Source organism: Sphingobium sp. KKT206, assembly GCF_055640555.1.
Genome location: NZ_CM145764.1, coordinates 2,753,457 through 2,776,849 on the forward strand (window position 1 = coordinate 2,753,457; position 23,393 = coordinate 2,776,849).

Consider the following 23,393-nt stretch of genomic DNA (forward strand, 5'->3'; position numbering starts at 1 on the left):
AATCTTGCAGGGAGGGGGCCGTCCACATATGGCGCATCATGACAATTGGACGCCGCAAATGGGCACGTGGGTCGTGATCAATGCAGGTTGGTATCAGGTGCAACACCGGGATAAAATCGGGCCAGGCTGTCAAGACCGGTCGACAGTCGAGCACTGGCGCGCTTCGGTGATTACCTCTGCGGTCGGGGATCCCCGCGTCCGAAGGCGTACTCGCTAATCAGCGAGCCGCAGACACCGTTATTCCCGCTACATCATCTAGTGGAAGCTGTGCACCACAGTGATGGCCGGCGGCGTCACCGACACGCTGGATCTAGCTTTGCTCCATACCACCTGCCCCTCCGAGTTGCACAGTGGCAAGTGGTATGGCTAGCCGCTCATCCTTTAGGTTTCAGCGTCAAGGGAAGGCCGGCGAACATTATGACTGCCTCTTCAACCACTGCCGCTATTTCCTGATTGATGCGGCCCGCAACATCGCGAAACCTTCTGGCAAGGGCGTTGTCGGGTACAATGCCCAGACCCACTTCGTTGGCGACCAGAATGACCGGCCCCCGTGCGGCTGAAAGCGAGCGCGCCAGTCCGTCTGTAGCGGTAGCAGTATCGCGTTCCGCTAGCATCAGGTTCGAAGCCCACAACGTCAGGCAATCGACCAGCACCACCGTTTCCGGCGTGCTATATGCCGTGATTGCCACCGCCAGGTCCAGCGGTGCCTCGACAGTTGACCAGCGCGGACCGCGATCGGCGCGGTGCAGCTCGATTCGCTCGCGCATCTCATCATCGAAGGCCTGCGCTGTCGCCAGATAGACCAGTTTACCTGTCAGGGCCTCTGCCCGGCCCTGGGCAAAGCGGCTTTTGCCCGAACGCGCTCCGCCCAGCACCAGCAAATGGGGCAAGGCACTGCTCATGCGCTGTCTCTCGCTGGGACGGAGGCGGGTGGTTCCGCCATCGCCATCGCCACCAGCGCGTCGATATCGAGATGCTCCTCCAGCGCGGCTGCGATCTCGTCCAGCGCCGCCTCGACGGTGAAGCCATAGTCCACGCCCCCGGCTTCTACATCCATGCGCGACAGCAGCGCTCGGCGCAACTCCGCATCGGCCAGCAGGCCGTGGACATAAGAACCAAACACCGTTCCGCCCGCATTTATCGCGCCATCACGGCGTCCATCGGAAAGCAGGGCGAAGGGCCGCTGCGGGTCCGGCCCGCTGGTTTGCCCCATGTGCATTTCATACCCATGAAAAGGCGCGCCCATCGCCATACCGCTGACCGGACGCAGCGCCTTGTGTGCGTGCAAGGTCGTTTCGACATCGAGCAGGCCGAGGCCGGTTGCGGTGCTGGGCGGGCCTTCCAGACCATCGGGATCGGCGATGCTTTTGCCGAGCATCTGGTAACCACCGCAAAGCCCAAAGATCAGCCCGCCGCGCCGGTGATGCCCCAGAATATCGATGTCCCAGCCCTCTGCGCGCAGAGCGGCCAGATCGGCGATGGTCGCCTTTGACCCGGGCAGGATGATGAGCGCGGCCTCTGCCGGGATCGGCTGGCCGGGCGGAACCATGTGCAGGTCCACACCATGTTCGAGCTTCAGCGGATCGAGGTCATCGAAATTGGATATGCGCGGCAGGATCGGACAGGCGATCAGCTTGCGGCCCCCCGCGCGCGCCTTGCCGCGCTCCAGCACCACGGCATCCTCGCTTGGCAGCCGTGCGGTCGCGCCCAGCCACGGCACCACGCCGAATCCGCGCCAGCCCGACAGGCTCTCGATCTGGCGATAACCATCGGCGAACAGTGCGGGATCGCCCCGGAACTTGTTGATGATGAAGCCCTTGATCATCGCGGCATCCGCCGGGTCGATGATCGTCTTCGTGCCGACGATGGCGGCAATGACTCCGCCGCGATCAATATCGCCGACCAGCACGACGGGCACGCCTGCCGCTCGCGCAAAGCCCATATTGGCGATGTCGCCAGCGCGCAGGTTGATTTCCGCAGGAGAGCCCGCACCCTCGGCCACGACAATATCGCACGCCCGGCGGAGCCGGTCGTAGCTCGCCATAACTTCACCCAGCAGCGCGCCCCGTGCCTGCCGAAAATTGCCCGCGCCCAATGTGCCGCGCACCCGGCCATGCACGATCAGTTGCGATGTGCGATCGGCCTGTGGTTTCAGCAGTACCGGGTTCATGTCCGTATGCGGCTCCACCTTGCAGGCTATCGCTTGCAAGGCCTGCGCCCGGCCGATCTCGCCGCCATCGCTGGTGACAGCCGCATTGTTCGACATATTCTGCGGCTTGAACGGCAAGACCCGCAAGCCCCGCCGCACTAGGGCGCGGCACAGCCCCGCCACCAGCACCGATTTGCCCACATCAGAGCCGGTGCCCTGAAGCATTATAGCGCCCATGCTGCACCTCCTGCAATTCCGGCCGCCATCAACCACAGGCACAGACATGCACGGGCGTAGACGCCCAATCCGCGCCGCATATCCTCTGTCCGGGCCGGGCGGCCTCCCTCCCCAATCCAGAGCTTGTCCGAAACAATTCCGTCATAGGCAATTGGCCCGGCTAGGCGCAGCCCCAGCGCCCCGGCCATCGCGGCCTCGGGCCAGCCCGCATTGGGCGAGGTGTGCCTGGAAGCATCGCGCAACAATATCCGCCAGCCACCCCCGCCGCACAGGCAGATCAGAAATCCCGACAGGCGCCCTGGAATGAGGTTCATCGCATCGTCGGTGCGGGCCGCAGCCCAACCATAGGCGCGCCATTGCTCCTCGCGGTGCCAAATCTGCTGTCGGCGGTGTTGATCGCCTTATAGGCCCAGATACCGGGCAGCCCCAGCACCAGCAGCCAGAACAACGGCGCGACCACCCCGTCGCAGAAACTTTCCGCCAGACTCTCGATCGCCGCGCGGGTAACACCCGCTTCATCAAGCGCCGTCGTATCACGGCCAACGATCATGCCGACAGCGGCGCGCGCGGCGGGCAGATCCTGCCGCTCCAGCGCATCGGCAACGGGGCGGACGTGGTCGTACAGGCTGCGCTGCGCCAGACCCGGCCAGGCCAGCACAGCGATCAGGGGCCAGGCCCACGGCCCGGCGATTGCCACGAGCAGACTTTGCAGCATCCAGCCCGCACCGCCCGCCATACCCAGCAGGATCAGGACGGTGACCGCCCCGGCCATGCGCCGCTGTCCATCGGAACGCGAGGGGACATTCCAGCGCCGTTCCCGCGCGGCGATAATCCGCGCAAAAATGCCCACCGGATGGCCGATCCGGCGATACAGCGGCTGAGGCCAGCCCACTGCCGCGTCGAGCACCAAGGCCAGGAAAGCAGTCAGATCAATCATCAGCCAGCGCCGCATCAAGGCGATCCAGCGCCTCTCGGTCGGCGGGCAGGCCCACGCGCAGCCAGCGCGGATCGTAATCGAACGGCCGCGTCAGGATGGCATGTCGCGCAAGGCGTTCGAACAGCGCGGCGGCATCGTCGGTTTCGATCAGCCGGAACAGTGGGCAGGCGCCTATCGCGCTGAAGCCCCGCCGCGCCAGCACCGTATCCAGCGCGGTGGCCTGTTCGCGCAGGGCCATCCGCATGGCGGCTGTCCAGTCCACATCCTGATATGCCGCTGTGCCGATGGCCAGCGCCGCTGCCGATAGCGGCCAACTGCCCAGCCGCTGCCGATATTGCGCGATCAGCGCGCGCGGTCCCAGCACAAAGCCGAGCCGCACCCCGGCCAGCCCGAAGAATTTGCCGAACGAGCGGAAGATAATCAGCCGCTGTTCGTCCTGCACATGGGCGGCAAGGCTGCTGTGCGGGGCGGCATCGGCAAAGGCTTCGTCCACGACCAGCCACGCTGCGCTGTCGCGCCGCGCCTCCAGCCAGCCCAGCAGCGTCGCGGGCGGGGTGATCTGCCCATCGGGGTTGTTGGGATTGGCGAGGATGAGGGTCGCTTCCTCTGTCCCCGCCAATTCGGTCAGGGCTACGGGACGGCTGCGGGGAATCATCTCGCCATGGGTGCGATAGCTGGGCTGGGCATGGATAGCGGGGCCGGGCACGATGTCGCCCAACATCCGCAGGCCGATCTCGGTGCCCGGCACCGCGCAAACATGGGCCGGGTCCGTGCCGAAATGGGCAGCGGCAGCGGCCTCCAGATCGTCCAGCGCGCCCGCGTCGGGCAGCGCCTGCCAGTCCATCGCCAGATCGCCCGCGCCGGGCCAGCCAAGCGGATTGATGCCGGTGGACAGGTCGACCCACGGCGCCTTGCCCATGCCGAACTGCGCCATGGCATCGGCCAACCTGCCGCCGTGAAAACTGAAGCTGTTCATGTCGTGTGTATCCATAGGCCCGTGATTGCCACGCTCAGCAGCAAGCCGGTTTCGATCAACTCGATGCCTGCACCATGGCCATCGCCGGAAATCCCGCCCAATGCGCGGCGCACGTGCCTCCCCCACCACAGAACGAGCAATGGTGTGATAAGCAGCGCCGGAGTGAACCACGCCGCCGCAGCCAGCGCGGCCGCCCAGCCCGCAAGATCGATCGGGCCGATCGCGGAACGGAATCGAGCCGCCAGCCCCTGATGCAGCGGCATCAGCCACCATGTCCACACCAGCGGGCCGATGCGCGCGGCAAACGGCACCAGTACCAGCGCGCCAAACGCCCGTGCATCCACCAGCATATCCAGCAGCACCAACTTGCTCAGCAGTTGCAGCACAATCGCGACAACGCCGAAGCTGCCGACATGAGGATCGGCCATAACGGCCAGCAGCCGCTCGCGATCTTTATGCGCCGCGCCGCTGGCATCAGCGAGGTCGGCCAGGCCATCAAGGTGCAGCGCGCCGGTCACGCCCACCCAGACGATCAGCGCGGCCAATGCGCCCAGCCGGTGATCGACCAGCGCGCCTGCCCATGCGGCTCCCGCAACCGCTGCACCAATAACCAGGCCTACAGCGGGAAACCACCGCATGGATCGGGCGAAGGCGGCATCGTCAACGACAACCACGGGTGTCGGCAAGCGCGTCAGAAACTGCAGGGCGATGATGAAGCCCCTCACGGATAAAGCCCCGCGATCTGTGCTGTGGGGCGCTCGCCCGGTCCCTCAGCGGGCCAGACGCGCAACGCCAGCAGGCCGTTGTAGGGCAGATCAACTGCCCAGGTCTGGCGCACATCAAACCCGCAAAGCACCGCCACTGCTGCCCGCATCGCGCCTGCGTGCGTGACGATCAGCGTCGACCGGGCGGCCAGATCGCCAATGGCAGCGGACACACGGTCCACCAGCGCCGACCAGCGTTCTCCACCGGGCGGCGCATGGCCATCGGGATCGTCCCAGAATCGCGCCAGCGCCGCGCCTTCGACATCGCCCGGCGCCATCCCCTCCCATGCGCCAAAGTCCAGCTCGCGCCAGCGCGGATCGATTGACAGCGGCACGCCGGTCTCCAGCCCGATGGCCTCGCCCGCCAAACGCGCACGGGAAAGGTCGGAAGCGATCAGAACTTCCGCCGCCAGATCCCGCGCCTGATCGGCGCAGGCCGCGATACCTGTGGCAACAGGCGGCGCATCGGTGCGGCCGATCAGCCGCCCCGCGCCTTCCGGTTCGCCGTGGCGCAAGAGGTAAAGTGAAAAGCTGCTCACAAGCCGTCTGCCACCCCGGCCTCGGCAAATGTCGCCATACCATTGTGCGTGGCCAGCGCTGCCCGGATTACCGACACCGCCAGTGCCGCGCCGCTGCCTTCGCCCAATCGCATCCCCAGCGACAGCAGGGGATCAAGGCCCAAATGCCCCAGCAGTCGGATATGCCCCGGTTCAGCCGAGCAGTGCCCCGCCAGGCAATGATCAGTGATCGCCGGAACGGCGGCGGCCAGCGGCGCCAGCGCGGCGCAGCTGATGAACCCGTCCAGCACCACCGGAATACGCAGGCGGCGCGCCTCCAGCACGGCCCCGGCAATCGCGGCGATTTCGCGCCCGCCCAACCGGCGCAAAGTCTCAAACGGGGTGTCCGGCACATTGGTATGACAGGCCAGTGCCTGTTCCACCACCGCCACTTTGCGCGCGATTCCGCCCGCATCAACCCCCGTGCCCGGCCCGACCCATTGCGCGGGCGCGCCGCCATAGCTGCGCGCGCAGAGCGCGGCGGCGGCGGTCGAATTGCCAATGCCCATTTCGCCGACGACCAGCAGGTGCAGCCCCGGCTCCACCACCGCCGCTCCGGCAGAAAGTGCAGCAAGGCACTCCGTCTCGTCCATTGCCGCAGCGACGGTGAAATCCGCCGTGGGCCGGTCGAGATCGAGTGCAACCACCCGCAGATCCAGTCCGGCCGCCCCGGCCAGTGCGTTGATCGCCGCGCCGCCAGTAGTGAAATTGCCGACCATCGCGGCGGTCACGCTGGCGGAAAAGGCGCTGACCCCGTGGACGACGAAACCATGATTGCCAGCAAAGATCGCCGCGCGACCCTGTTTGATCACCGGCTGCGCTATGCCCTGCCATCCGGCCATAAACACGGCAATGTCTTCCAGCCGGCCCAGCGATCCGGCCGGCTTGGTCAGGATGGCCTGCCGCGCGCGTGCAGCGGCCATGGCGTCCGCATCGGCCACGGGCATATGCTCCAGCGCCGCTTCAAACGCGGCCAGCGTGGCAAACCGGCTCATTCTGTGACGAAGCCCTGCGGCGGGGTGCGGGTGATGAAATGGCCCTTCACCCCTTGCGGCCATTGCTTGAACGGCACCCGGCCATGCTCGCTGGCGGCATAGTGGACGGCATAGTCCAGAATGGCGGTGGCGGCGTCCTCGTCCGGCGTGAACCGGCCGAGCACATAGCCGACCTTGCCCGGTGCGCGCAGGTGGATGGTGCAGAAATCGGTGCAGGCGAACAGGCACGGCATCTCTTGCACGGCGACCCCGGCATAGCGCGCGTCGCTTTCCTGAACCGAGCGCAGCGCCGCCACCATCTGCGCGCCGCCGCGCATCCCGCCGTCATCCTCACGCGCGTCGGCGCTGTGGCGACAGGTGTTGCAGGCCACGATAGCGGGGCCATCCTCCACGGGTATCAGCATGGTTTTCTGGTCCTTTGATTGAAAATCATCGTTCGAACACCCGGTCAGCCCACGGCTCACGCTGCTGCCAGCCGCGCTGTTCCAGTTCGGGGGTATCGGACGTGTCTGCCGGGTAACCGATGCACAACAGCGCGATCAGCGACCAGGTGGCGGGAACGTCGAGCAGGGCATGGACCGCCGGTGGATCAACGATCGACACCCAGCCAAGGCCAAGCCCGCGCAGCCGCGCCGCCAGCCACAGATTGTGGATCGCCAGCACGCACGAATAGCGCAACATTTCGGGCATGGTGGCAATGCCAAGACCGTGCCCCGCCTCGGGCTGTTCGTCGCAGAACACCGCGATCAGTTCGGACGCCTCACGCAGTCCGTGCAGCTTGAGCGACAGGTAGTGATCGTACCGCGCCTGCCCGGCATAGCGCTCTGCCGCATGGGCGCTTTGCCCATCGGCATGCGCGGCCAGCGCCTCCCGTATGTCCGGCGTCCGCACGCGCACAAAGCGCCACGGCTGGGCATTGCCGACCGACGGCGCCAGCGCGGCGCAGGCCAGCAGCACGCGCATGTCAGCTTCCGCCACGGCGCGGCGGTCGAATTGCCGCACATCGCGCCGCCAGCGTAGCAATTGCGTGAATTGCTCCGTAAATTCCGCGTCGAACACAGGCGGGGCGTCGCTCAGAATTCGATCCCCGGTCAAAATTCAATGCCGGCCTGGGCCTTCACGCCTGAACGGAAGGGGTGCTTCACCATGGTCATCTCGGTGACAAGGTCCGCCACCTCGATCAGCGCGTCGGGCGCATTGCGGCCCGTGACGATCACATGCTTCATGGCGTCGCGCGCGGTCAGCACCGCCACCACTTCATCGACCGGCAGATAGTCATACCGCAGCACGATGTTCAGTTCGTCGGCCAGAACCATGTGATAGCTGGGATCGGCGATCATGCGCTTGACCTCGTCCCAGCCGGCGCGGGCCACCGCAATGTCGCGTGTGCGGTCCTGCGTGTCCCAGGTAAAACCCTCGCCCATCGGCTTGAATTCGACATGGTCGGGAAAGGCATCGAACACCGCCTTTTCGCCGGTCTTCATCGCCCCTTTGACGAACTGGACCACGCCCACTTTCATGCCGTGGCCGATGGCGCGAACCACCATGCCCAGCGCGGCGCTGGTCTTGCCCTTGCCCTTGCCGGTGTGGACGATCAGCAGGCCCTGCTCGCGGGTCTTGCTGGCCATGATCTTGGTCTGCGCGGTCTGCTTCTTGCGCATCTTTTCGGCGTGGCGGGCATCGTCGCTCACCGCTTGCACTTCGCTGTCAGTTTCCATCAATTTGTTCCTTTCGCATGAGGTAGACATCCATGATCCAGCCATGGCGCGCGCGCAGTTCGGCCCGGCACTGGGCGATCCGGGGGCCAGCCTCAGCAAGCACACCCCGCTCCAGCACTTCATGCGCCATGCCCAGATAGGCGCCCCACCAGATGGTGATGCCCTGCGGTTCCAGCACCTCAAAGGCAGAGCCGCTGTCGAGCATGACAACGAGCGTGTCGGTCCCTTCGGGCCAGCCCTGGCCGCGTAGCCTACGCCCGGTGGTGATCGTCACCGCCCCGGCAAGGGGATTGAGCGGAATGGCATGCGCGGCGGTCAGCAGTTGAATGCTTGTGATGCCGGGCACAACGCGCACCTGCATCGTAAGGCCGCCAGCTTTGAGTTTTTCGGCGATCCGTAAGGTGCTGTCATAAAGCGAAGGATCACCCCAGACGAGCAATGCCAACCGCCCGCCCGCTGGCAGATGCGTGGTGATCTGGGCGCGCCATGCTGCAGCGATAGCCTCGTGCCAATCGTCAACCGCTTGCGTGTAATCCCGGCCTGCGTCGCGAACCGGCATGTCGAATTCGACAATCGGCACTGGGCCGGTCAACACCTGCCCACAGATGGCGCGGCGCAGGTCGATCAGGTCGGACTTGGCGCTGTCTTTGCGCGGCAGCAGAATCAGGTCGGCGTTGTTCATCTCCCGCACGGCTTGCGCCGTCAGGTGATCGGGATTGCCCGTGCCGATGCCGATGAGGGAAAGCTCGATCATGCTTCCTCCAACAATGGGCCGTAGAGGATCAGGGCCGGGGCGAACCCCACGCCCTCAGCCAGCGTGTCTGCCAACCCGGCAACCGAGCTGCGCGTGAGACGCTGATCGGCGCGGCCCACATTCTCGGCCAACAACGCCGGCGTTTGTGGGGGCAGCCCCGCAGCGACCAGCCGGGCGGCCAGTTCAGGGAAGGTTCGCTTGGGCATGAACACGACGGTTGTCGCTTCGGCATCGGCCAGGGCTGCCATGTTGAGGTCATTAGGCAAGGCACCCGTCGCACCATGCCCGGTGATGAACTGGACCCGCCGTGAAAGCGCGCGCCTTGTCAGGGGAATGCCGGCAGTGGCCGCCGCTGCACTGGCAGAACTGACGCCTGGGATGATCTCGAAACCGATACCAGCAAGCCGCAATGCCTCGATTTCCTCCTCAAGACGGCCAAAGATCCCAGAATCGCCGGATTTTAGCCGCACTACACGGCCACCCGCAGCGGCATTATCCACGAGTTGGCGGTTCACCTCGGCCTGGCTGGGCGATTGCCGTCCCGCCCGTTTGCCGACATTCACCAGTGTGGTGTCCAGGCGCACGCGGTCAAGGATAGGACCGGAAGCCAGATCGTCGAACAGCACGACATCGGCGGCCTCCAACCGCGCCAACGCCTTGAGCGTCAGTAACTCGGGATCGCCCGGCCCGGCCCCCACGAAGGAAACAAAACCGGTCATGACACGTCCACGGGGTTCAGTGGCGCAATCATGTGGAAATAGCTGCCGGTGACATGGCCGCGATGCGATCCGGTTTCGGCCACCGCCGCGCCCTCGGCATCGGTCACCCGCGCCAGCGGCGCGTCGCTCTGTTCGACAATGGTTGAATAGTGGAACTCGTGCCCGCGCAGCCTGGTCCCGGCGGCAAGGCCCGATATCGGCACCAGCAGTTCGGCATGGCGATAGCCAAGGTGCATCTTGCGCTGGGCATGGCTGGTGACCAGCCCCAACAGCCCGGCCATCCGGTGCCGTTCACCACTCTTGTCGATCAACCCCTCACCCAGCACCATATAGCCGCCGCATTCGCCGTGAACGGGGCGCGTTTGGGCATAATGGCGCAGGCCGGACAGGAATGTCGCTGCGGCGGCGATGGTTCCGGCGTGCAGTTCGGGATAGCCGCCAGGCAACCACACCAGATCGGCATGGGCGGCGGGCGCTTGATCGGCCAGTGGCGAAAACGGCAGGATCTCCGCCCCGGCGCGCCGCCACCCTTCGATCAGATGCGGATAGACGAACGAAAAGGCGGCATCGCGCGCCATGGCGATGCGCTGGGCCGGCGGGACGGGCAGCTTGCCGCCATCGGCTTGTGGTTCGGCACCGGCGGCACGGCGAACGGCATCAAGATCAACATGGGCGCGCAGGAACGCCGCAAACTCGGCAATCGCGCGATCAAGGTCGGGATGCTCCACCGCCTGAACCAGCCCAAGATGGCGTTCGGGCAGGGTCAGGTCGCCGCGCCTTGGCAGGGCACCCAGCACCGGAATGTCCACCGCCTCCATGCCCTTGCGCACCAGCCGTTCATGACGCGGACTGGCCACGCGGTTCAGGATCACCCCGGCAAATGGCAGCCCCGGATCAAGGCTGCTGAACCCGAGTGCGGTGGCGGCGGCGGACTGCGCCTGCCCCGATACATCCAGCACCAGCACGATGGGCCAGCCCATGCGGCGGGCCATGTCGGCGCTGGCACCATTGCCCGATGCGCCCTTGCTGGCCACGCCGTCAAACAGGCCCATCGACCCTTCGGCCAGCACCATGTCCGCGCCCGCAGCCTGCCCCGCGATGGCAGCGATCAGATCGCCTTCCATCGCCCAGCTATCAAGGTTGAAGGACGGTCGGCCACAGGCGGCGCGGTGAAAGGCCGGGTCGATATAGTCCGGCCCGCTCTTGAACGGCTGCACCGCCAGCCCGTCTTCGGTGAGCGCGCGCAGCAGGCCCAGCATCACCGTGGTCTTGCCGGTGCCCGATGCGGGGGCGGCGATCATCAATCCCGGAGTCTGGTGGCGCGCGCTCATTCCGATGCCCCCGCAAACCGCGAACCGGCATCCTGAGGCCGAAAGCGGCGGTCATAACCGGGCGCATAGAGGCTGCTTTCGGCAAAATCCTGCGCCGCCAGCACCCGCCCGACCAGGATCAGGGCGGTGCGTTGCAGATTCTTGGCCGTGCTGCCCGCCACGGCCTGTTCGATGGTGTCGAGCGTCGCCCGGACAATCTGCTGATCGGGCCAGCTGGCGCGCCAGACCACCGCGACCGGGCAATCCGCGCCATAGGCCGGCGTCAGGTCCGCCACCACTTGCGCCAGATTGTGAACCGAAAGGTGAATGGCCAGCGTCGCGCCGGTAACGGCAAAATTGGTCAGGCTTTCGGCGGGCGGCATGGTGCTGGCGCGGCCCGGCGTGCGGGTCAGCACCAGCGATTGTGACAGCGCGGGCAGGGTCAGCTCTGCCTCCAGCGCAGCGGCGGCGGCGGCGAACGCTGGGACACCGGGCGTCACGGTAAAGGGAATGTCCATCGCGCGCAGCCGGCGCAATTGCTCGCCCATCGCCGACCAGACTGACAAATCGCCCGAATGCAGCCGCGCCACATCGTGCCCGGCGGCATGGGCAGTGGCGATCTCGGCCATGATCTGGTCCAGTTCCAGCGGCGCGGTGTTCACGATCCGGGCACACGGCGGGCAATGATCGAGCACGGCGACCGGGATCAGCGACCCGGCATAGAGGCACACCGGGCTGCCCGCGATCAGATCGCGTCCGCGCAAGGTTAAAAGGTCGGGCGCGCCGGGACCGGCGCCGATGAAATGGACGGTCATGTTGGGGTTCCCTGAAAGGTGACACTGGCCGCAATGGCGCACGTGGCCATGCGGTCGGGCGAGATGCGGCGCGGCGACAGCAGGCGCGCGCCGGCGCCTGCTTCGGCCATGGCGGATGCTTCGGCCACGCTGCCGACGTGGCGGGCGGTCAGGCTGGCGGCGGAGCGCGTGAGGGTGGCGACGGCGGCCAATGCATCGGGCGCCACGCCCGTCAGCGGCAGGCCAAGCGCCTTTGCCAGCGGGACCAGCGCCGCAAGCTTGTCCTGCGCGGTGGCCAGATGCGTCACCGGCGGCTGCCCTTGTTGCGCCAGCGCGAACGCCGCGCGCAGTGAGGGCAGGGCCGCGCCCGCGCGAAAGCCGAAGCCTGCGACGATCACAGCGTCACGCTCCATTGCACCACCGGATAGCGCGCGCGCCAGCCGTGCCGGTTGCCCAACGGTGCGGCGTCGGCCAGTTCGATGCGCAGGAGGCTCCCGCCCTTCTGGCCATGCCACCGGGCTAGCAGCGCTTCTGATTCCAGCGTCACCGCATTGGCCACCAGCCGCGTTCCGGCGGGCAATCGTGCCCACAGCGCGTCCAGCAAGGCTTCCGATAATCCGCCGCCGATGAACACCGCATCGGGCACTAGTCCCGGCGGCAAAGTATCCGGCGCACGTCCGATCACCACCTGCAATCGGTCGACACCCAGCGCAGCGGCGTTGGCCCGCGCCCGGTCCGCGCGCACCGGATCGGCTTCCATCGCGCAGGCGCGGTTGGCCGGGTGGGCCAGCAGCCATTCGATCCCGATGGAACCCGATCCCGCGCCGATGTCCCACAGCAGTTCCCCCACACACGGGGCCAGCGCCGACAAAGTCAAGGCGCGCACCGGGCGCTTGGTCAACTGCCCGTCGGATGCGAACCAGTGGTCCGGTCGTCCTGCCGCCTGCGGCAAGGCATCACCGTGGCCCACACAGTCGATCCCGACCGCAACCGGATGGGCAATGTCGGTGAAGGTCAGCGCTTCTGCAGTCACCCGGCGTACCCGTTCGCGCGGACCACCGAGCGCTTCCATCACGTGCAGCACTGACGGGCCAAAGCCTTGGCCGGTCAGATAATCGGCCAGCGCGCCCACGGCCTCGCCAGCGCGCAACAGCGCCACAATGCGCTGCCCTGACGCCAGATGGGGCTTAAGTCGCTCCAGCGGCGCGGCGTGCAGGCCAAGGCAGGCCACATCCTGCAACGGCCAGCCCAATCGTGCGGCTGCCAGCGTGAAGGTGGAAGGCGCCGGTATCGCCACCCATTCGCCCGGATCGAGCTGCCGGGTTACGCTGCTCCCCGCCCCGAACCAGAACGGGTCGCCCGACGCAAGCATCACCACGCGCTGTCCGCGATGTTGCATCAACAGGGTGATGCCATCGGCAAAGGGCACTGGCCATTCGGTCGCAGGGCAGGTAATCGCGGGCAGCAGCGACAGATGCCGGGCCGGTCCCATGACCAGTTCGGCCCGCGCCAGCGCCGCCCGGCTCGCAGCGGACAGGCCATCCGGCCCGTCCTCGCCGATGCCGATGATCGTCAACCACGCTTCAGGAGCCGTATCAGCCATGCGACATGTCCTCCTGCTGGGTGGAACGACCGAGGCGAGCGTTCTTGCCCGCCTGCTTGCCGCGCAGGGCATTGCGACGACACTCAGCTATGCCGGACGGACGAAAAATCCCCGCGCTCAACCGGTTCCGGTGCGGGTTGGCGGGTTCGGCGGGATGGCTGGGCTGACCGATTATCTGCGCGACCATCGCGTGACCCATCTGGTCGACGCGACCCACCCCTTTGCCGCGACGATGAGCCGTCATGCGGTGGAGGCTGCGCGGCTTGTGGGTGTGGCCCATGTCGCCGTGACCCGTCGCGCGTGGGAACCGGTTGCTGGTGACCGCTGGACCCGCGTTGCTGATATCGACGGCGCGGTCGCCGCGCTGGCAGGACAGGCCCGCCGCGTCATGCTGGCGCTGGGGCGGATGCATGTCGAAGCCTTCGCCGCGCAGCCACACCACCACTATCTGCTGCGTTTCGTGGACGCGCCGGAGCAGCCGCCGGGCCTGCCCCATCACACCCTGATCGTTGATCGCGGGCCATTTACCGTCATGGGCGACAGCCAGCTGATGCAGGCGCACGCCATCGATCTGGTGGTGTGCAAGAACGCTGGCGGCAGTGGTGCCGATGCCAAGCTGATCGCCGCGCGGGCGCTGGGCCTGCCGGTCCTGATGATTGACCGACCCGCCGTTCCGGGCCGGACCGAGTGTTATCGCCCGGAGGATGTGCTCGCGTGGCTGGGTCATGATGCCGAACCCAAGGCCGAGCGGGGGGTGTAGAGAATGGGACCAGCCGCACGTTCGATGATCCGCGTCAGGCTCGATCCGACGATCACCATCGTGCGCATATCGGCCATGTCCGCGCGGGCCTGACCCAGCGGTACGATTTGCAATTGTTCGTCGGGCGTCGATAGGGCGCGGGCGAACAGGATCGGGCGATCATTGCCACACACCGCGCGCAGCAATTCCAGCACACGTTCGAAACCTTCCGGCCGGGCTTTCGACCGCGGGTTGTAGAACGCCATCGCAAAGTCTGCCTCTGCAGCCAGCCGCAGCCGCTTTTCGATCACGGACCACGGCTTGAGGTTGTCCGACAGGTTGATCGCGCAAAAATCGTGCCCCAGCGGCGCCCCCGCTCGCGCGCTGGCGGCCAGCATGGCAGTGATGCCGGGCAGCACCCGGATGTCGAGATCGCGCCAGTGGGCCGGGCCAGCCTCCAGCGCCTCGAACACGGCGGCGGCCATCGCGAACACGCCGGGATCGCCAGAAGACACCACCACCACGCGCCGGCCCTGCGCCGCCAGTTCCAGCGCATGGGCCGCGCGATCCAGCTCCACCCGGTTGTCGGATGGATGCAACGTCAGCCCCTCACGCGGGGCGATGCGGGCGACATAGGGGATATAGCCGATAACATCGCTTGCCCCTGCCAGCGCGGCGGTGACTTCGGGCGTGATCAGTGCCTCGTCGCCCGGTCCCAGACCGGCGATGGATAGCGAACCGCTCATGGACGACGCCCCTGTCCATGAATCAGCAGGATCGAGAAATAGGGCGTGACGCTGGTCGCCTCGATCAACCGCGTGACGCGCTGGCCGGGCATGGCGGCATGTTCGACCAGCCATGCCGCGTCCTCGCGCCCCGCCGCTGCCACCGCGCGGCGCAATTTGGGCAGGTTGCGCCCGATCTTCATCACCACCAGCGCATCGGTATCGCGGATGCGCCGGGCCAGTTCCTCCTCGGGCAGGGTCGCCATCGCGATGGTCAGCACGTCATCGCCCCAGGTGATGGGAATGTCAGTCGCGTTCCATGCCCCGGCCATGCCGGTGATACCCGGCACCACCGTCACCGGGACGATGCCCGCCAAACGGCCATGAAGGTGCATGAACGAGCCGTAGAAAAACGGATCGCCCTCACACAGCACAACCACGTCCTCGCCCGCCTGCGCCAGCGCCAGCAAACGTGCGGTGCATTCGGCATAGAAGGCGGAAAGACAGTCGTTGTAGCGGGGATCGGACAACGGGATCTCGGTCGTTACAGGATATTCCATCGGGATTTCAATCACGTCGGCGCGCAGCATCCCTTCGACAATCCGCCGCGCCTGCCCCGGCCGTCCGGCCTTGCGGAAATAGGCAACATGGCGAGCGCCACGCACCAACCGGTCGGCGCGCACGCTCAGCAGATCGGCCGCGCCGGGACCAAGCCCGACGCCGTGGATGGTTCCGATTGATGACGACGCGCTCATTCGGCGCGGCTTGCCAGCGCGTTAATCGCGGCGACCGTGATCGCGCTGCCGCCAAGCCGCCCATCGACAATGCAGCACGGCACCGGCGGCGCGGCCCACAGCGCGGCCTTGGATTCGGCCGCGCCGACAAAGCCCACCGGACAGCCGATGATGGCCGCAGGGCGCGGGCAATCGGGATCTTCCAGCATATTCAGGAGATGGAACAGCGCGGTTGGCGCATTGCCGATGGCCACCACCGCGCCCGCCAGATGCGGTCGCCACAGTTCCAGCGCGGCGGCGGAACGGGTGTTGCCCATCGCCCGCGCCATGTCCGGTACTGGCGGCGCACTGAGCGTGCAGATGATCGGATTGTTGGCCGACAGGCGGGCGCGAGTGATCCCTTCGGACACCATCCGCGCATCGCACAGCACCGGCGCGCCATCGGCCAGCGCGGCACTGGCCGTTTGTGCGAAGCCGGACGAAAAGCGGATATGCGCCGCCAGTTCGACCATCCCGGCGGCATGAATCATGCGGACCGCCACCGGCTCCTCATCGGCAGAAAAGGGCGCCAGATCGGCTTCGGCGCGGATCGTGGCGAAGGACTGGCGATAAATGGCCGCGCCATCGGTTTCATAGATATGGGGCATCAAGCGGTTCCAAATTGGGCAAGAAGGTCGGCCGGGCCAAGCGCGGAGTGAACCGCAGGCCCTCCGGCGCGCGCGTTCAGGGAAAGATCGAACAGGCCATCGCGGCCCGTCAGCGTGACATCGGCGGCGCGCGGGCGGGCACAGCCCTTGGCACAGCCCGAAACATGCAGCCGTCCCGCGATATGCGGGGCAAGGCGGCGGGCAAGATCGCGGGTTTCAACCGACGCCTGCGTGCAGCACGGCGCGCCCGGACAGGCATCCACATGCAGCAGCGGATCGGCAGGGTCGGTGATCAGGCCATCCACCTGCATGGCAGGCGCGCCTTCTACTACGAGCACCCGCCACGGGCTAATCCGCACCCCCCCGGCAGACGATCCCTCCATCACACCAGCCAGTATCGGCGCCTCTATCCGGCCGAACGGCAGGCCATAAGCCCAGCCCAGATCATGGATGCCGGGCGCGATGCGAGCAGCCGACGGCGCGGGCAGAATGTCGCCACAGGCCCATTCGGGCAGGGCAACCGTGTGCCGGGCCATGCGCCCCGCTTCCGCGCCACCGCTGGCAGAAAACCAGTGTGCCAGCGCGATCAGGGCGTCCACTTCCTGACCTGCGACAACTGCAACACCGCCCGGATGGCCATCGGCGCGCAGGATCAGGCCGCCTTTTTCGTCGCGCTCGATGCGGAAATCGCCCACCTCGCCGTGCAGGGCGCAGGCCCGACCAGCATCGATAACGAAGCCCATCTTGCCCGGAAGATCGGGCAACTCATCCAGCCGGGTCAGCAACGCGCCCGCAATGCGATGGCTGTCATCACCGACCCGCCAATCCGGCGCGACCAGAATGTTGCGTCGCTGTTCGATGACGGGGTCACCGTCCACCAGATCGAGCGTCAGCAACCGGTCGAGCAGCGCCTGCCAGCCGGTATCGCGCACCCCACGAAGCTGGAGATTGGCGCGGGCGGTGATGTCGATCAGGGCATTGCCATGCGCGATGGCGGCATCGCACAGGCCCAGCACTTGCGCGCGGGTCAGGCGGCCAAGCCGCGGCTTTACCCGCATCAGCAACCCGTCGCCCGCGATCATCGGGTGCCACGCATCGGGGCACCAACCCCTCACCATAGGCCCGGTCATGTCCGGTCCTCATGGCTGGGCAGGCTGGCGAGGATGGAATTGCGCCGGGTCTGCCACAGCCCGGCGGCATGGAGCGCTGCAAAGCGGGCTTCCATCGCCGCCAGCGCGCCGGGATTCTCGCGCACAAGAAACGCGCGAACATCGGCTTGGCCCAGCGTCGCATCGTGATAGAGATCGAACAGATGCGGCGGCACGCTACCTGAAAGGTGCGCAAAGGCGCCCATATGATCCAGCGTCGCGGCCAGTTCCGCGCCCCCGCGAAAACCATGCCGCATCATGCCTGCAACCCAGTCGGGATGGGCGGCACGGGCACGGACCACGCGGGCGATCTCTTCGGTCAGGGTGCGCGCGGCCGGCTTCAGCGGGTCGCGACTATCGAGGTGATAGAGCGCTGCCGTCCCGCCTGTCAGCGCCTTGGCAGCGGCAAAGCCCGCCTCATGCGCGGCAGAGTCCGCGGCCAGCAGCAGATCGGTTTCCGGCAAGTCCTGAAGATGAACAAAGGCGTCTGCCGCTTCGACGCGCCGACGCAGGCCCTCAGGATCGGGCGTGCCCCCGATCACATCGGAGGTTGCGTCAAACGCATGATCCGATGCCGCCAGCCATGCCTCTCCGGCCGAGCGTCGCGCCGCATCGGTATAGACCTCGGCCGCATCGCCAAGGCCAAGGCCATAACTCCCCGGCGCCGGTCCATAGACTCGCGGGGCCGGCGCCTGCCCCGCAAAGGGGTTCCAGTCCGCCGGTTCGTCCCGCAAACACAGCGCTCGCACCGCCTGTCCGAACAACATGGGCAGCGCCGGGAAGGCATCGCGGAACAGGCCTGAAACCCGCAGTGTCACGTCGATGCGCGGCCGGTCCAGCAGCGCCAGCGGCAGAATCTCAACGCCCGCCACCCGTTCGGATGTCATGTCCCACAGCGGTTTTGCGCCGAGCAGGTGCAGCGCCATGGCGAATTCCTCGCCCGCCGTGCGCATCGTGGCCGATCCCCACAGATCGACCACCAGCCCGCGCGGATAATCGCCATGATCCTGCAAATGCCGCCGGATAAGTTCCTCTGCCAGTGTCACGCCTTGCGCGTGGGCCGCGCGTGAAGGCACCGCCCGCGGGTCTATTGCATAAAGGTTTCGCCCGGTCGGCAGCACATCGCTGCGCCCGCGAAACGGGGAGCCGGAGGGACCGGGCGGAACGCGCCGTCCGTCCAGCGCCGTCAGCAATCCGGCCCGCTCGGCTGCGCCCTGATCGCCCCGCCCGAACACATGCAGCCCGTCACCGAACTGGCTGTCCTTTACATCGCAAACGAAGCGATCGATCCGGGTGATCGCCTCAACCAGCGTGGCCGCGCCATCAAGGCCCAGTTCCGCCTCCAGCCCCAGCACGCGCGCTTCGTCGCGGATGCTCGCTTGCAGGCGGTCGCGGCGGGCCGGGTCCAGCCCGTAAGCGTTGGAGAATTCATCCAGCAGCGCCTCGATCCGGGCCAGCCCCGCGCCGCTTTTAGTTTGCACCAGTGGCGGCGGAACGTGTCCGATAGTAACCGCACCGATCCGGCGTTTGGCCTGCGCAGCTTCTCCGGGGTCGTTGACGATGAACGGATAGATCACCGGCATCGCGCCGATCAGCGCCTCGGGCCAGCAAGCGCCAGACAGCGCGACCGATTTGCCCGGCAGCCATTCCAGCGTGCCATGCGCGCCGATGTGGACCAGCGCGTCGCTGCCCCGTTCGCGCAGCCACAGATAGAACGCAACATAGCCATGGCGCGGGCAGCGGGACAGATCGTGATAGTCCCCGTCTCGATGGACGCGCTCGCCGCGTTCGGGCTGCAAGGCGACCAGCGCGCTGCCGATGGACAGCGCGGCAAAACGGAACGCGCCGTCAGCGACTGCCACATCGGCTTCCGGTTCGCCCCACGCGGCATGAAGATCAGCGCGCAAGGTCTCGGGCAATGCCGCCTGCGCCTTGCGATACGCGGCCAGCGGCCAATGCTGATGTTCGCTTTCAAGGCGCGCGCCCAGATCGGTCTGGCCATCCGTGGCATATCCCGCCTCGGCCAGATCGGCCAGGGTCGCCTCGGCTGAGGCGAGCGCATCCAGCCCCACGGCGTGGGCCATCTGGTATGCCTTGCCGGGATAAGTCGACAGGATCAGCGCAACCCGCCGATCGGCAACCGGCCTTTGCGAAAGGGCGATCCAGCCTGCCACGCGCGCAGTGATCGCCTCGATCCGGTCGGGATCGGCGCGGTGGACGGTGCGGGCAAAACCTAGTGCGGGATCGCGCGCACCCGCTTCCTTGAAGCTGGCGACCCCGGCAAAGACCCGGCCGTCAATTTCGGGCAAGACCACGTGCATGGCGAGGTCTGCGGGGGACAGCCCGCGCGAAGCCGCTGCCCAGCCGGTGCGGCCCGACGTGGCCAGCGCCAGTTGGAACACGGGAACGCCCGCGCCATCGAGCGGGGTATCGCCGTCTTCGCCACGCGCGGAAAAGGCGGTGGCGTTGATGATCGCCGCCGGGCCAAGGCCGCGCACCCAGCGGTCCACCTGATCGCGCACCTGCGGGGCTTTCAGCGAGGGGACGAAGATCGACAGTGCGTCAAAGCCGTGCCGGTCGAACGCGGCATGCAGGGCGGCAAACGGGTCCAGATCGTGGGCGGTCAGGTAAGAACGATAGAAGATGATCAGGACCAGCGGTCGTCCGGGATTGCGCGCAAAGGATTCAGGATCGACGACGCCCCGGTCGGGATGCCAACCTCCCGCCATAGGCAGCGGCTCGCAATTTTGGGGAGGGGTATCGATCAGCCCTGCCAGCCGTGAAAGCGCAACAAGCGCCGCCTGCGCCGCCCCTGCACCGCCGGCATCGCACAATTGCGCAAGGCTTCTCAAAGCAGGCACGGGGACGGTCGAAACTGCATCCAGCCGCCCGTCCTCCCAGCCGTCGCCGGGCAGCACGGCCAGCGCGATGCCTCGCGACCGGGCCAGAGCCTCCACTCGTTCCAGCCCGTAACTCCAATAGGGCGTACCGCCAATCAGCCGGATCAGGATCGCCTTCGCACCTGACAGCGTCCGCTCGACATAGGTGTCGACCGATAGCGGGTGCATAAGCGCTGCCAGATTGGCGAGCCGCAGCGAAGGAAATGTCGCATCGTCTGCACGGGCCTGATGCCATGCCGCCGCGAACGCCCCCAGATCGCTGTCCGAAAAGGACAGGACCACAAGATCCGCAGGCTCTTGCCCCAGATCCTGCGGGACGGCGGTTTCCTCCATCCCGTGCGTTTCGCGGAAAATGACGTGCATCGCCTGCGCCTTACGCCAGCAGCACCGCGCGAATGGCGTCTGGATCGACATGATCGTGCTCGGCAATGGCGACCAGCGTGGTGCGGCGCGGCTCGTCAGGCCGCCACGGACGGTCGTACTGGTGGCGCACCCGCGCGCCTACCGCCTGCACCAGCAGCCGCATCGGCTTGCCCGCAACGGCGGCATAGCCCTTCACGCGCAGGATATGGTGATCGCGCGCCAGCGTTTCGATCCGCGCGACAAGGGCCGCCGGATCGGCAATTTCGCCCCATTCGATAACGGCGCTGTCAAAATCATCGTGTTCGTGATCATCATCCCCATCATGGTGCGATGGGCGCGCGGCGATGTCGTCCTCGGCGGCGGCATCAAGCCCCAGAATCACGCGCGGATCGACCACGCCTTCGGTCAGTTCGATCACCGGCACCGGGCGGCCAAGCTCTGCCGCGATGATCGCGCGTGCGGCGGCAACGCCTTCGGGTCCGGCCAGATCAACCTTGGTCAGCAGGATCATATCGGCGCAGGCAAGCTGGTCCTCGAACACTTCGGACAGCGGCGTTTCGTGATCGATGCTCGGATCGGCGGCGCGCTGGGCGTCAAGCGCGGCCACATCGGGCGCAAACCGGCCTGCCGCAACCGCCTCGGCATCGGCCAGCGCCAGCACGCCGTCCACGGTGATCCGGCTGCGGATCGCTGGCCAGTCAAACGCCTTGAGCAGCGGCTTTGGCAACGCCAGACCCGATGTCTCGATCAGGATGTGATCCGGGCGGGGATCAAGCGCGAGGAGCTTCTCGACCGTAGGAATGAAATCGTCCGCCACGGTGCAGCAGATGCAGCCATTGGCCAGTTCGACGATGTTTTCCGCCGGGCAGTCTGGAATGGCGCAGGATGCAAGAATGTCGCCATCCACACCCAGCGTACCGAATTCGTTGACCACCACCGCCAGCCTGCGGCCGCCCGCATTGCGGATCAGGTGGCTGATAAGCGTGGTTTTCCCCGCGCCCAGAAAGCCCGTGATGATGGTGACAGGCACCTTTGACAGGTCGGCCACAAGCAATTCCTCCGCGCGCCAGAGCGACAAACGGCGGGGCTTGCCGGACAAGTCCGGTCGGCGCGCGACGACGGGCGAGCGCGACAAAGCACCCGTTACCACGCGACCGTGCAGCCCCAGCCACACAGCTTCGTCGCTCAGACGGAGAGTTACCGTGCCGTGACCATCCCCTGGATCAGGCAAGAGCGACCGGTGCGCCGGCAGGTCTCCTGGCTCGCGGGTCACAGCTTGATGCACGCCTTCCCAGACTTGGCGCTTGCGCGCTGTCCAGTGGCCGCCCCTGAGTTCAGGAGCATGTGCATCGCGCTATCCGCTTACAGTTGCAGGGACAGCCACGGATTTGGGAGCAAGCCCCCGCACCGCATTCCCGATTAAGCCCCTTGCGAGGGCACCGGCGCGATCATCGAAGGGCGGAATCAACCCGTCCTTCGCCATGCGCCCTAGACGAAGATCGGAGCCAAGCCAATTGATGATGTTGCTTCATGCAACGATGGACGATCAGGTAACGACAGAAACCTCGATCTCATCGAACCGCTTCCAGCGATAGATCGCGTAACTCGCCAGCCAACAGAACACGAAAAGTCCGATGATGGCGAAGCCCAGACCATTGAAATTTTCGCCCAATTCAATGGCGATCCGCCATGGGGCACCCGTAAGGGCCAGTTTGTCGCCAATCAGGGCCAGCGTTTCGATTCCACCAATGACAATCGCCACGATGGCCGAGATCAGGGTGATTGTGATGTTGTAGTAGAGCTTGCGGATCGGCTTCACGAAGGCCCATTCATAAGCGCCCAGCATCACCACGCCGTCCGCCGTATCGATGAGGGCCATACCGACCGCGAACAGGGCGGGCAGGACCAGGATTGTCCCGATCGACAGGCCATCGGCGGCCTGGCTGGCCGACATGCCCAGAATGGCAACTTCGGTTGCGGTATCGAACCCAAGCCCGAACAGAAACCCCAGCGGGGCCATATGCCAGCTTTTGTTCACAAGGCGGAACATCGGCCTGAACAGTCTGGAAAGCAGACCGCGCCCACCCAATAACAGATCAAGATCGTCCTCGACATAGCTGCCGCCTGCACGAACATGCGCAAAGGTCCGCCAGACAGAGCGCAGGATGACCAGGTTCATGCCGGCGATCGTGAACAGGAAAAGCGCGGAAATCACGGTTGCAATCACGCCGCCGATTTCCTTGAAGGCGCCGAACTGCGACAGCGCGCTGGCCGTCACCGCAATGATGATCGATGCTATGGCAATGATCCCGGAATGCCCGATCGCAAACCAGAAGCCGGCCGAAACCGGGCGCTGACCATCCTGCATCAGTTTGCGCGTCACATTGTCGATGGCCGCAATATGATCGGCATCGACCGCATGGCGCAGGCCAAGCCCCCAGGCAAGCACAGCGGTGCCGAGCATTAACGGCTGCGCATGAAACAGGCTGAATGCCCAGACCCAGACGCCAATGTTGGCGGCGATCAATCCGGCAAACAAGGCACCAATTCGTAGGCGCAGAGACAGGGATGGCAGTGTCTTCGTGAGGGGCATGATTGGCTCGGCGATTAAGGAATGTACAAAC

The 23,393-nt window shown here is 66.3% G+C and carries 23 protein-coding genes, 1 pseudogene and 1 riboswitch; of the genes and pseudogenes, 1 reads left to right on the forward strand and 23 read right to left on the reverse strand.

Going from position 1 to position 23,393, the window contains the following annotated elements; translation table 11 throughout:
- Nucleotides 1-374 precede the first annotated feature (374 nt).
- The 16 genes and pseudogenes from cobU to cbiE form a co-directional block, all read right to left on the reverse strand.
- Nucleotides 375-902 (reverse strand): bifunctional adenosylcobinamide kinase/adenosylcobinamide-phosphate guanylyltransferase, encoded by a 528-nt coding sequence (gene cobU, locus ACZ2HM_RS13345; protein ID WP_037476300.1) that lies wholly within the window; start codon nt 900-902, stop codon nt 375-377.
- Entirely contained in the window at nt 899-2,386 is a 1,488-nt protein-coding gene (locus ACZ2HM_RS13350) for a cobyric acid synthase (protein ID WP_470425420.1), read from the reverse strand. The genes cobU and ACZ2HM_RS13350 overlap by 4 nt, the downstream gene beginning before the upstream one ends.
- Nucleotides 2,374-3,323, reverse strand: a pseudogene (cbiB, locus tag ACZ2HM_RS13355) (adenosylcobinamide-phosphate synthase CbiB). Before cbiB ends, ACZ2HM_RS13350 begins: the two are co-directional and overlap by 13 nt.
- The gene (gene cobD, locus ACZ2HM_RS13360) at nt 3,316-4,299 is read right to left on the reverse strand and encodes a threonine-phosphate decarboxylase CobD (RefSeq protein ID WP_470425421.1); all 984 of its coding nucleotides are present in this window, start codon (nt 4,297-4,299) and stop codon (nt 3,316-3,318) included. Before cobD ends, cbiB begins: the two are co-directional and overlap by 8 nt.
- The gene (gene cobS / locus ACZ2HM_RS13365) at nt 4,296-5,024 is read right to left on the reverse strand and encodes an adenosylcobinamide-GDP ribazoletransferase (protein ID WP_037476296.1); all 729 of its coding nucleotides are present in this window, start codon (nt 5,022-5,024) and stop codon (nt 4,296-4,298) included. Before cobS ends, cobD begins: the two co-directional genes overlap by 4 nt.
- Nucleotides 5,021-5,602 carry a histidine phosphatase family protein gene (locus tag ACZ2HM_RS13370; RefSeq protein ID WP_037476294.1) on the reverse strand — a complete coding sequence of 194 codons (582 nt, stop codon included), beginning with the start codon at nt 5,600-5,602 and terminating at the stop codon, nt 5,021-5,023. Before ACZ2HM_RS13370 ends, cobS begins: the two co-directional genes overlap by 4 nt.
- Nucleotides 5,599-6,615, reverse strand: coding sequence for a nicotinate-nucleotide--dimethylbenzimidazole phosphoribosyltransferase (gene cobT, locus ACZ2HM_RS13375; protein ID WP_470425422.1), 1,017 nt, complete (start codon nt 6,613-6,615; stop codon nt 5,599-5,601). Before cobT ends, ACZ2HM_RS13370 begins: the two co-directional genes overlap by 4 nt.
- Complete coding sequence (locus tag ACZ2HM_RS13380) at nt 6,612-7,019, reverse strand: DUF1636 domain-containing protein (RefSeq protein ID WP_037472918.1); 408 nt, start codon at nt 7,017-7,019, stop codon at nt 6,612-6,614. Before ACZ2HM_RS13380 ends, cobT begins: the two co-directional genes overlap by 4 nt.
- A gap of 25 nt (nt 7,020-7,044) precedes the next feature.
- On the reverse strand, nt 7,045-7,638 hold the full coding sequence (gene bluB / locus ACZ2HM_RS13385; protein ID WP_235209846.1) for a 5,6-dimethylbenzimidazole synthase: 594 nt from the start codon (nt 7,636-7,638) through the stop codon (nt 7,045-7,047).
- Nucleotides 7,639-7,706: 68 nt separating this feature from the next.
- A complete protein-coding gene (gene cobO, locus ACZ2HM_RS13390; RefSeq protein WP_037472919.1) occupies nt 7,707-8,333 on the reverse strand; it encodes a cob(I)yrinic acid a,c-diamide adenosyltransferase in 627 nt (208 codons plus the stop codon).
- A complete protein-coding gene (gene cobF / locus ACZ2HM_RS13395; protein ID WP_037472921.1) occupies nt 8,323-9,087 on the reverse strand; it encodes a precorrin-6A synthase (deacetylating) in 765 nt (254 codons plus the stop codon). Before cobF ends, cobO begins: the two co-directional genes overlap by 11 nt.
- A complete protein-coding gene (cobA, locus tag ACZ2HM_RS13400; RefSeq protein ID WP_470425423.1) occupies nt 9,084-9,806 on the reverse strand; it encodes a uroporphyrinogen-III C-methyltransferase in 723 nt (240 codons plus the stop codon). Before cobA ends, cobF begins: the two co-directional genes overlap by 4 nt.
- The gene (locus ACZ2HM_RS13405; protein ID WP_043153170.1) at nt 9,803-11,137 is read right to left on the reverse strand and encodes a cobyrinate a,c-diamide synthase; all 1,335 of its coding nucleotides are present in this window, start codon (nt 11,135-11,137) and stop codon (nt 9,803-9,805) included. The genes cobA and ACZ2HM_RS13405 overlap by 4 nt, the downstream gene beginning before the upstream one ends.
- Entirely contained in the window at nt 11,134-11,931 is a 798-nt protein-coding gene (gene cobM, locus ACZ2HM_RS13410; protein ID WP_037474424.1) for a precorrin-4 C(11)-methyltransferase, read from the reverse strand. The genes ACZ2HM_RS13405 and cobM overlap by 4 nt, the downstream gene beginning before the upstream one ends.
- The gene (locus ACZ2HM_RS13415) at nt 11,928-12,323 is read right to left on the reverse strand and encodes a cobalamin biosynthesis protein (protein ID WP_470425424.1); all 396 of its coding nucleotides are present in this window, start codon (nt 12,321-12,323) and stop codon (nt 11,928-11,930) included. Before ACZ2HM_RS13415 ends, cobM begins: the two co-directional genes overlap by 4 nt.
- Entirely contained in the window at nt 12,305-13,513 is a 1,209-nt protein-coding gene (gene cbiE, locus ACZ2HM_RS13420) for a precorrin-6y C5,15-methyltransferase (decarboxylating) subunit CbiE (RefSeq protein WP_470425425.1), read from the reverse strand. Before cbiE ends, ACZ2HM_RS13415 begins: the two co-directional genes overlap by 19 nt.
- Here cbiE and ACZ2HM_RS13425 point away from each other — a divergent pair.
- The gene (locus ACZ2HM_RS13425) at nt 13,512-14,273 is read left to right on the forward strand and encodes a cobalt-precorrin-6A reductase (protein ID WP_037474427.1); all 762 of its coding nucleotides are present in this window, start codon (nt 13,512-13,514) and stop codon (nt 14,271-14,273) included. The two genes, cbiE and ACZ2HM_RS13425, sit on opposite strands and share 2 nt — an antisense overlap.
- Here the strand turns inward: ACZ2HM_RS13425 and cobJ are convergent.
- The 7 genes from cobJ to ACZ2HM_RS13460 all read right to left on the reverse strand — a co-directional run bounded on the left by cobJ (nt 14,237) and on the right by ACZ2HM_RS13460 (nt 23,362).
- Nucleotides 14,237-14,998, reverse strand: a complete 762-nt coding sequence (gene cobJ / locus ACZ2HM_RS13430; RefSeq protein ID WP_037474429.1) for a precorrin-3B C(17)-methyltransferase — start codon at nt 14,996-14,998, stop codon at nt 14,237-14,239. The genes ACZ2HM_RS13425 and cobJ overlap by 37 nt on opposite strands.
- A complete protein-coding gene (cobI, locus tag ACZ2HM_RS13435; protein ID WP_037474432.1) occupies nt 14,995-15,732 on the reverse strand; it encodes a precorrin-2 C(20)-methyltransferase in 738 nt (245 codons plus the stop codon). The genes cobJ and cobI overlap by 4 nt, the downstream gene beginning before the upstream one ends.
- A complete protein-coding gene (locus tag ACZ2HM_RS13440; protein WP_037474434.1) occupies nt 15,729-16,358 on the reverse strand; it encodes a precorrin-8X methylmutase in 630 nt (209 codons plus the stop codon). The genes cobI and ACZ2HM_RS13440 overlap by 4 nt, the downstream gene beginning before the upstream one ends.
- On the reverse strand, nt 16,358-17,488 hold the full coding sequence (locus ACZ2HM_RS13445; protein WP_043152858.1) for a cobalamin biosynthesis protein CobG: 1,131 nt from the start codon (nt 17,486-17,488) through the stop codon (nt 16,358-16,360). The genes ACZ2HM_RS13440 and ACZ2HM_RS13445 overlap by 1 nt, the downstream gene beginning before the upstream one ends.
- A complete protein-coding gene (gene cobN / locus ACZ2HM_RS13450) occupies nt 17,485-20,769 on the reverse strand; it encodes a cobaltochelatase subunit CobN (protein WP_470425426.1) in 3,285 nt (1,094 codons plus the stop codon). Before cobN ends, ACZ2HM_RS13445 begins: the two co-directional genes overlap by 4 nt.
- 10 nt (nt 20,770-20,779) lie before the next feature.
- Complete coding sequence (gene cobW / locus ACZ2HM_RS13455; protein WP_037478584.1) at nt 20,780-21,817, reverse strand: cobalamin biosynthesis protein CobW; 1,038 nt, start codon at nt 21,815-21,817, stop codon at nt 20,780-20,782.
- A gap of 182 nt (nt 21,818-21,999) precedes the next feature.
- Nucleotides 22,000-22,228: riboswitch (cobalamin riboswitch) on the reverse strand.
- 87 nt (nt 22,229-22,315) lie between these two features.
- On the reverse strand, nt 22,316-23,362 hold the full coding sequence (locus ACZ2HM_RS13460) for a HoxN/HupN/NixA family nickel/cobalt transporter (protein WP_052027683.1): 1,047 nt from the start codon (nt 23,360-23,362) through the stop codon (nt 22,316-22,318).
- Nucleotides 23,363-23,393: the final 31 nt, after the last annotated feature.

Coding starts and splice junctions, on each gene's coding strand:
- ACZ2HM_RS13425 (WP_037474427.1), top strand. CDS start 13,512: ATGCGACATGTCCTCCTGCTGGGTGGAACGACCGAGGCGAGCGTTCTT.
- cobU (WP_037476300.1), bottom strand. CDS start 902: ATGAGCAGTGCCTTGCCCCATTTGCTGGTGCTGGGCGGAGCGCGTTCG.
- cobO (WP_037472919.1), bottom strand. CDS start 8,333: ATGGAAACTGACAGCGAAGTGCAAGCGGTGAGCGACGATGCCCGCCAC.
- cbiE (WP_470425425.1), bottom strand. CDS start 13,513: ATGGCTGATACGGCTCCTGAAGCGTGGTTGACGATCATCGGCATCGGC.
- ACZ2HM_RS13380 (WP_037472918.1), bottom strand. CDS start 7,019: ATGCTGATACCCGTGGAGGATGGCCCCGCTATCGTGGCCTGCAACACC.
- ACZ2HM_RS13445 (WP_043152858.1), bottom strand. CDS start 17,488: ATGACCGGGCCTATGGTGAGGGGTTGGTGCCCCGATGCGTGGCACCCG.
- cobF (WP_037472921.1), bottom strand. CDS start 9,087: ATGATCGAGCTTTCCCTCATCGGCATCGGCACGGGCAATCCCGATCAC.
- ACZ2HM_RS13405 (WP_043153170.1), bottom strand. CDS start 11,137: ATGAGCGCGCGCCACCAGACTCCGGGATTGATGATCGCCGCCCCCGCA.
- ACZ2HM_RS13460 (WP_052027683.1), bottom strand. CDS start 23,362: ATGCCCCTCACGAAGACACTGCCATCCCTGTCTCTGCGCCTACGAATT.
- ACZ2HM_RS13415 (WP_470425424.1), bottom strand. CDS start 12,323: ATGGAGCGTGACGCTGTGATCGTCGCAGGCTTCGGCTTTCGCGCGGGC.
- ACZ2HM_RS13440 (WP_037474434.1), bottom strand. CDS start 16,358: ATGCCCCATATCTATGAAACCGATGGCGCGGCCATTTATCGCCAGTCC.
- cobJ (WP_037474429.1), bottom strand. CDS start 14,998: ATGAGCGGTTCGCTATCCATCGCCGGTCTGGGACCGGGCGACGAGGCA.
- cobN (WP_470425426.1), bottom strand. CDS start 20,769: ATGCACGTCATTTTCCGCGAAACGCACGGGATGGAGGAAACCGCCGTC.
- cobI (WP_037474432.1), bottom strand. CDS start 15,732: ATGAGCGCGTCGTCATCAATCGGAACCATCCACGGCGTCGGGCTTGGT.
- ACZ2HM_RS13350 (WP_470425420.1), bottom strand. CDS start 2,386: ATGGGCGCTATAATGCTTCAGGGCACCGGCTCTGATGTGGGCAAATCG.
- cobA (WP_470425423.1), bottom strand. CDS start 9,806: ATGACCGGTTTTGTTTCCTTCGTGGGGGCCGGGCCGGGCGATCCCGAG.
- cobD (WP_470425421.1), bottom strand. CDS start 4,299: ATGAACAGCTTCAGTTTTCACGGCGGCAGGTTGGCCGATGCCATGGCG.
- cobM (WP_037474424.1), bottom strand. CDS start 11,931: ATGACCGTCCATTTCATCGGCGCCGGTCCCGGCGCGCCCGACCTTTTA.
- cobT (WP_470425422.1), bottom strand. CDS start 6,615: ATGAGCCGGTTTGCCACGCTGGCCGCGTTTGAAGCGGCGCTGGAGCAT.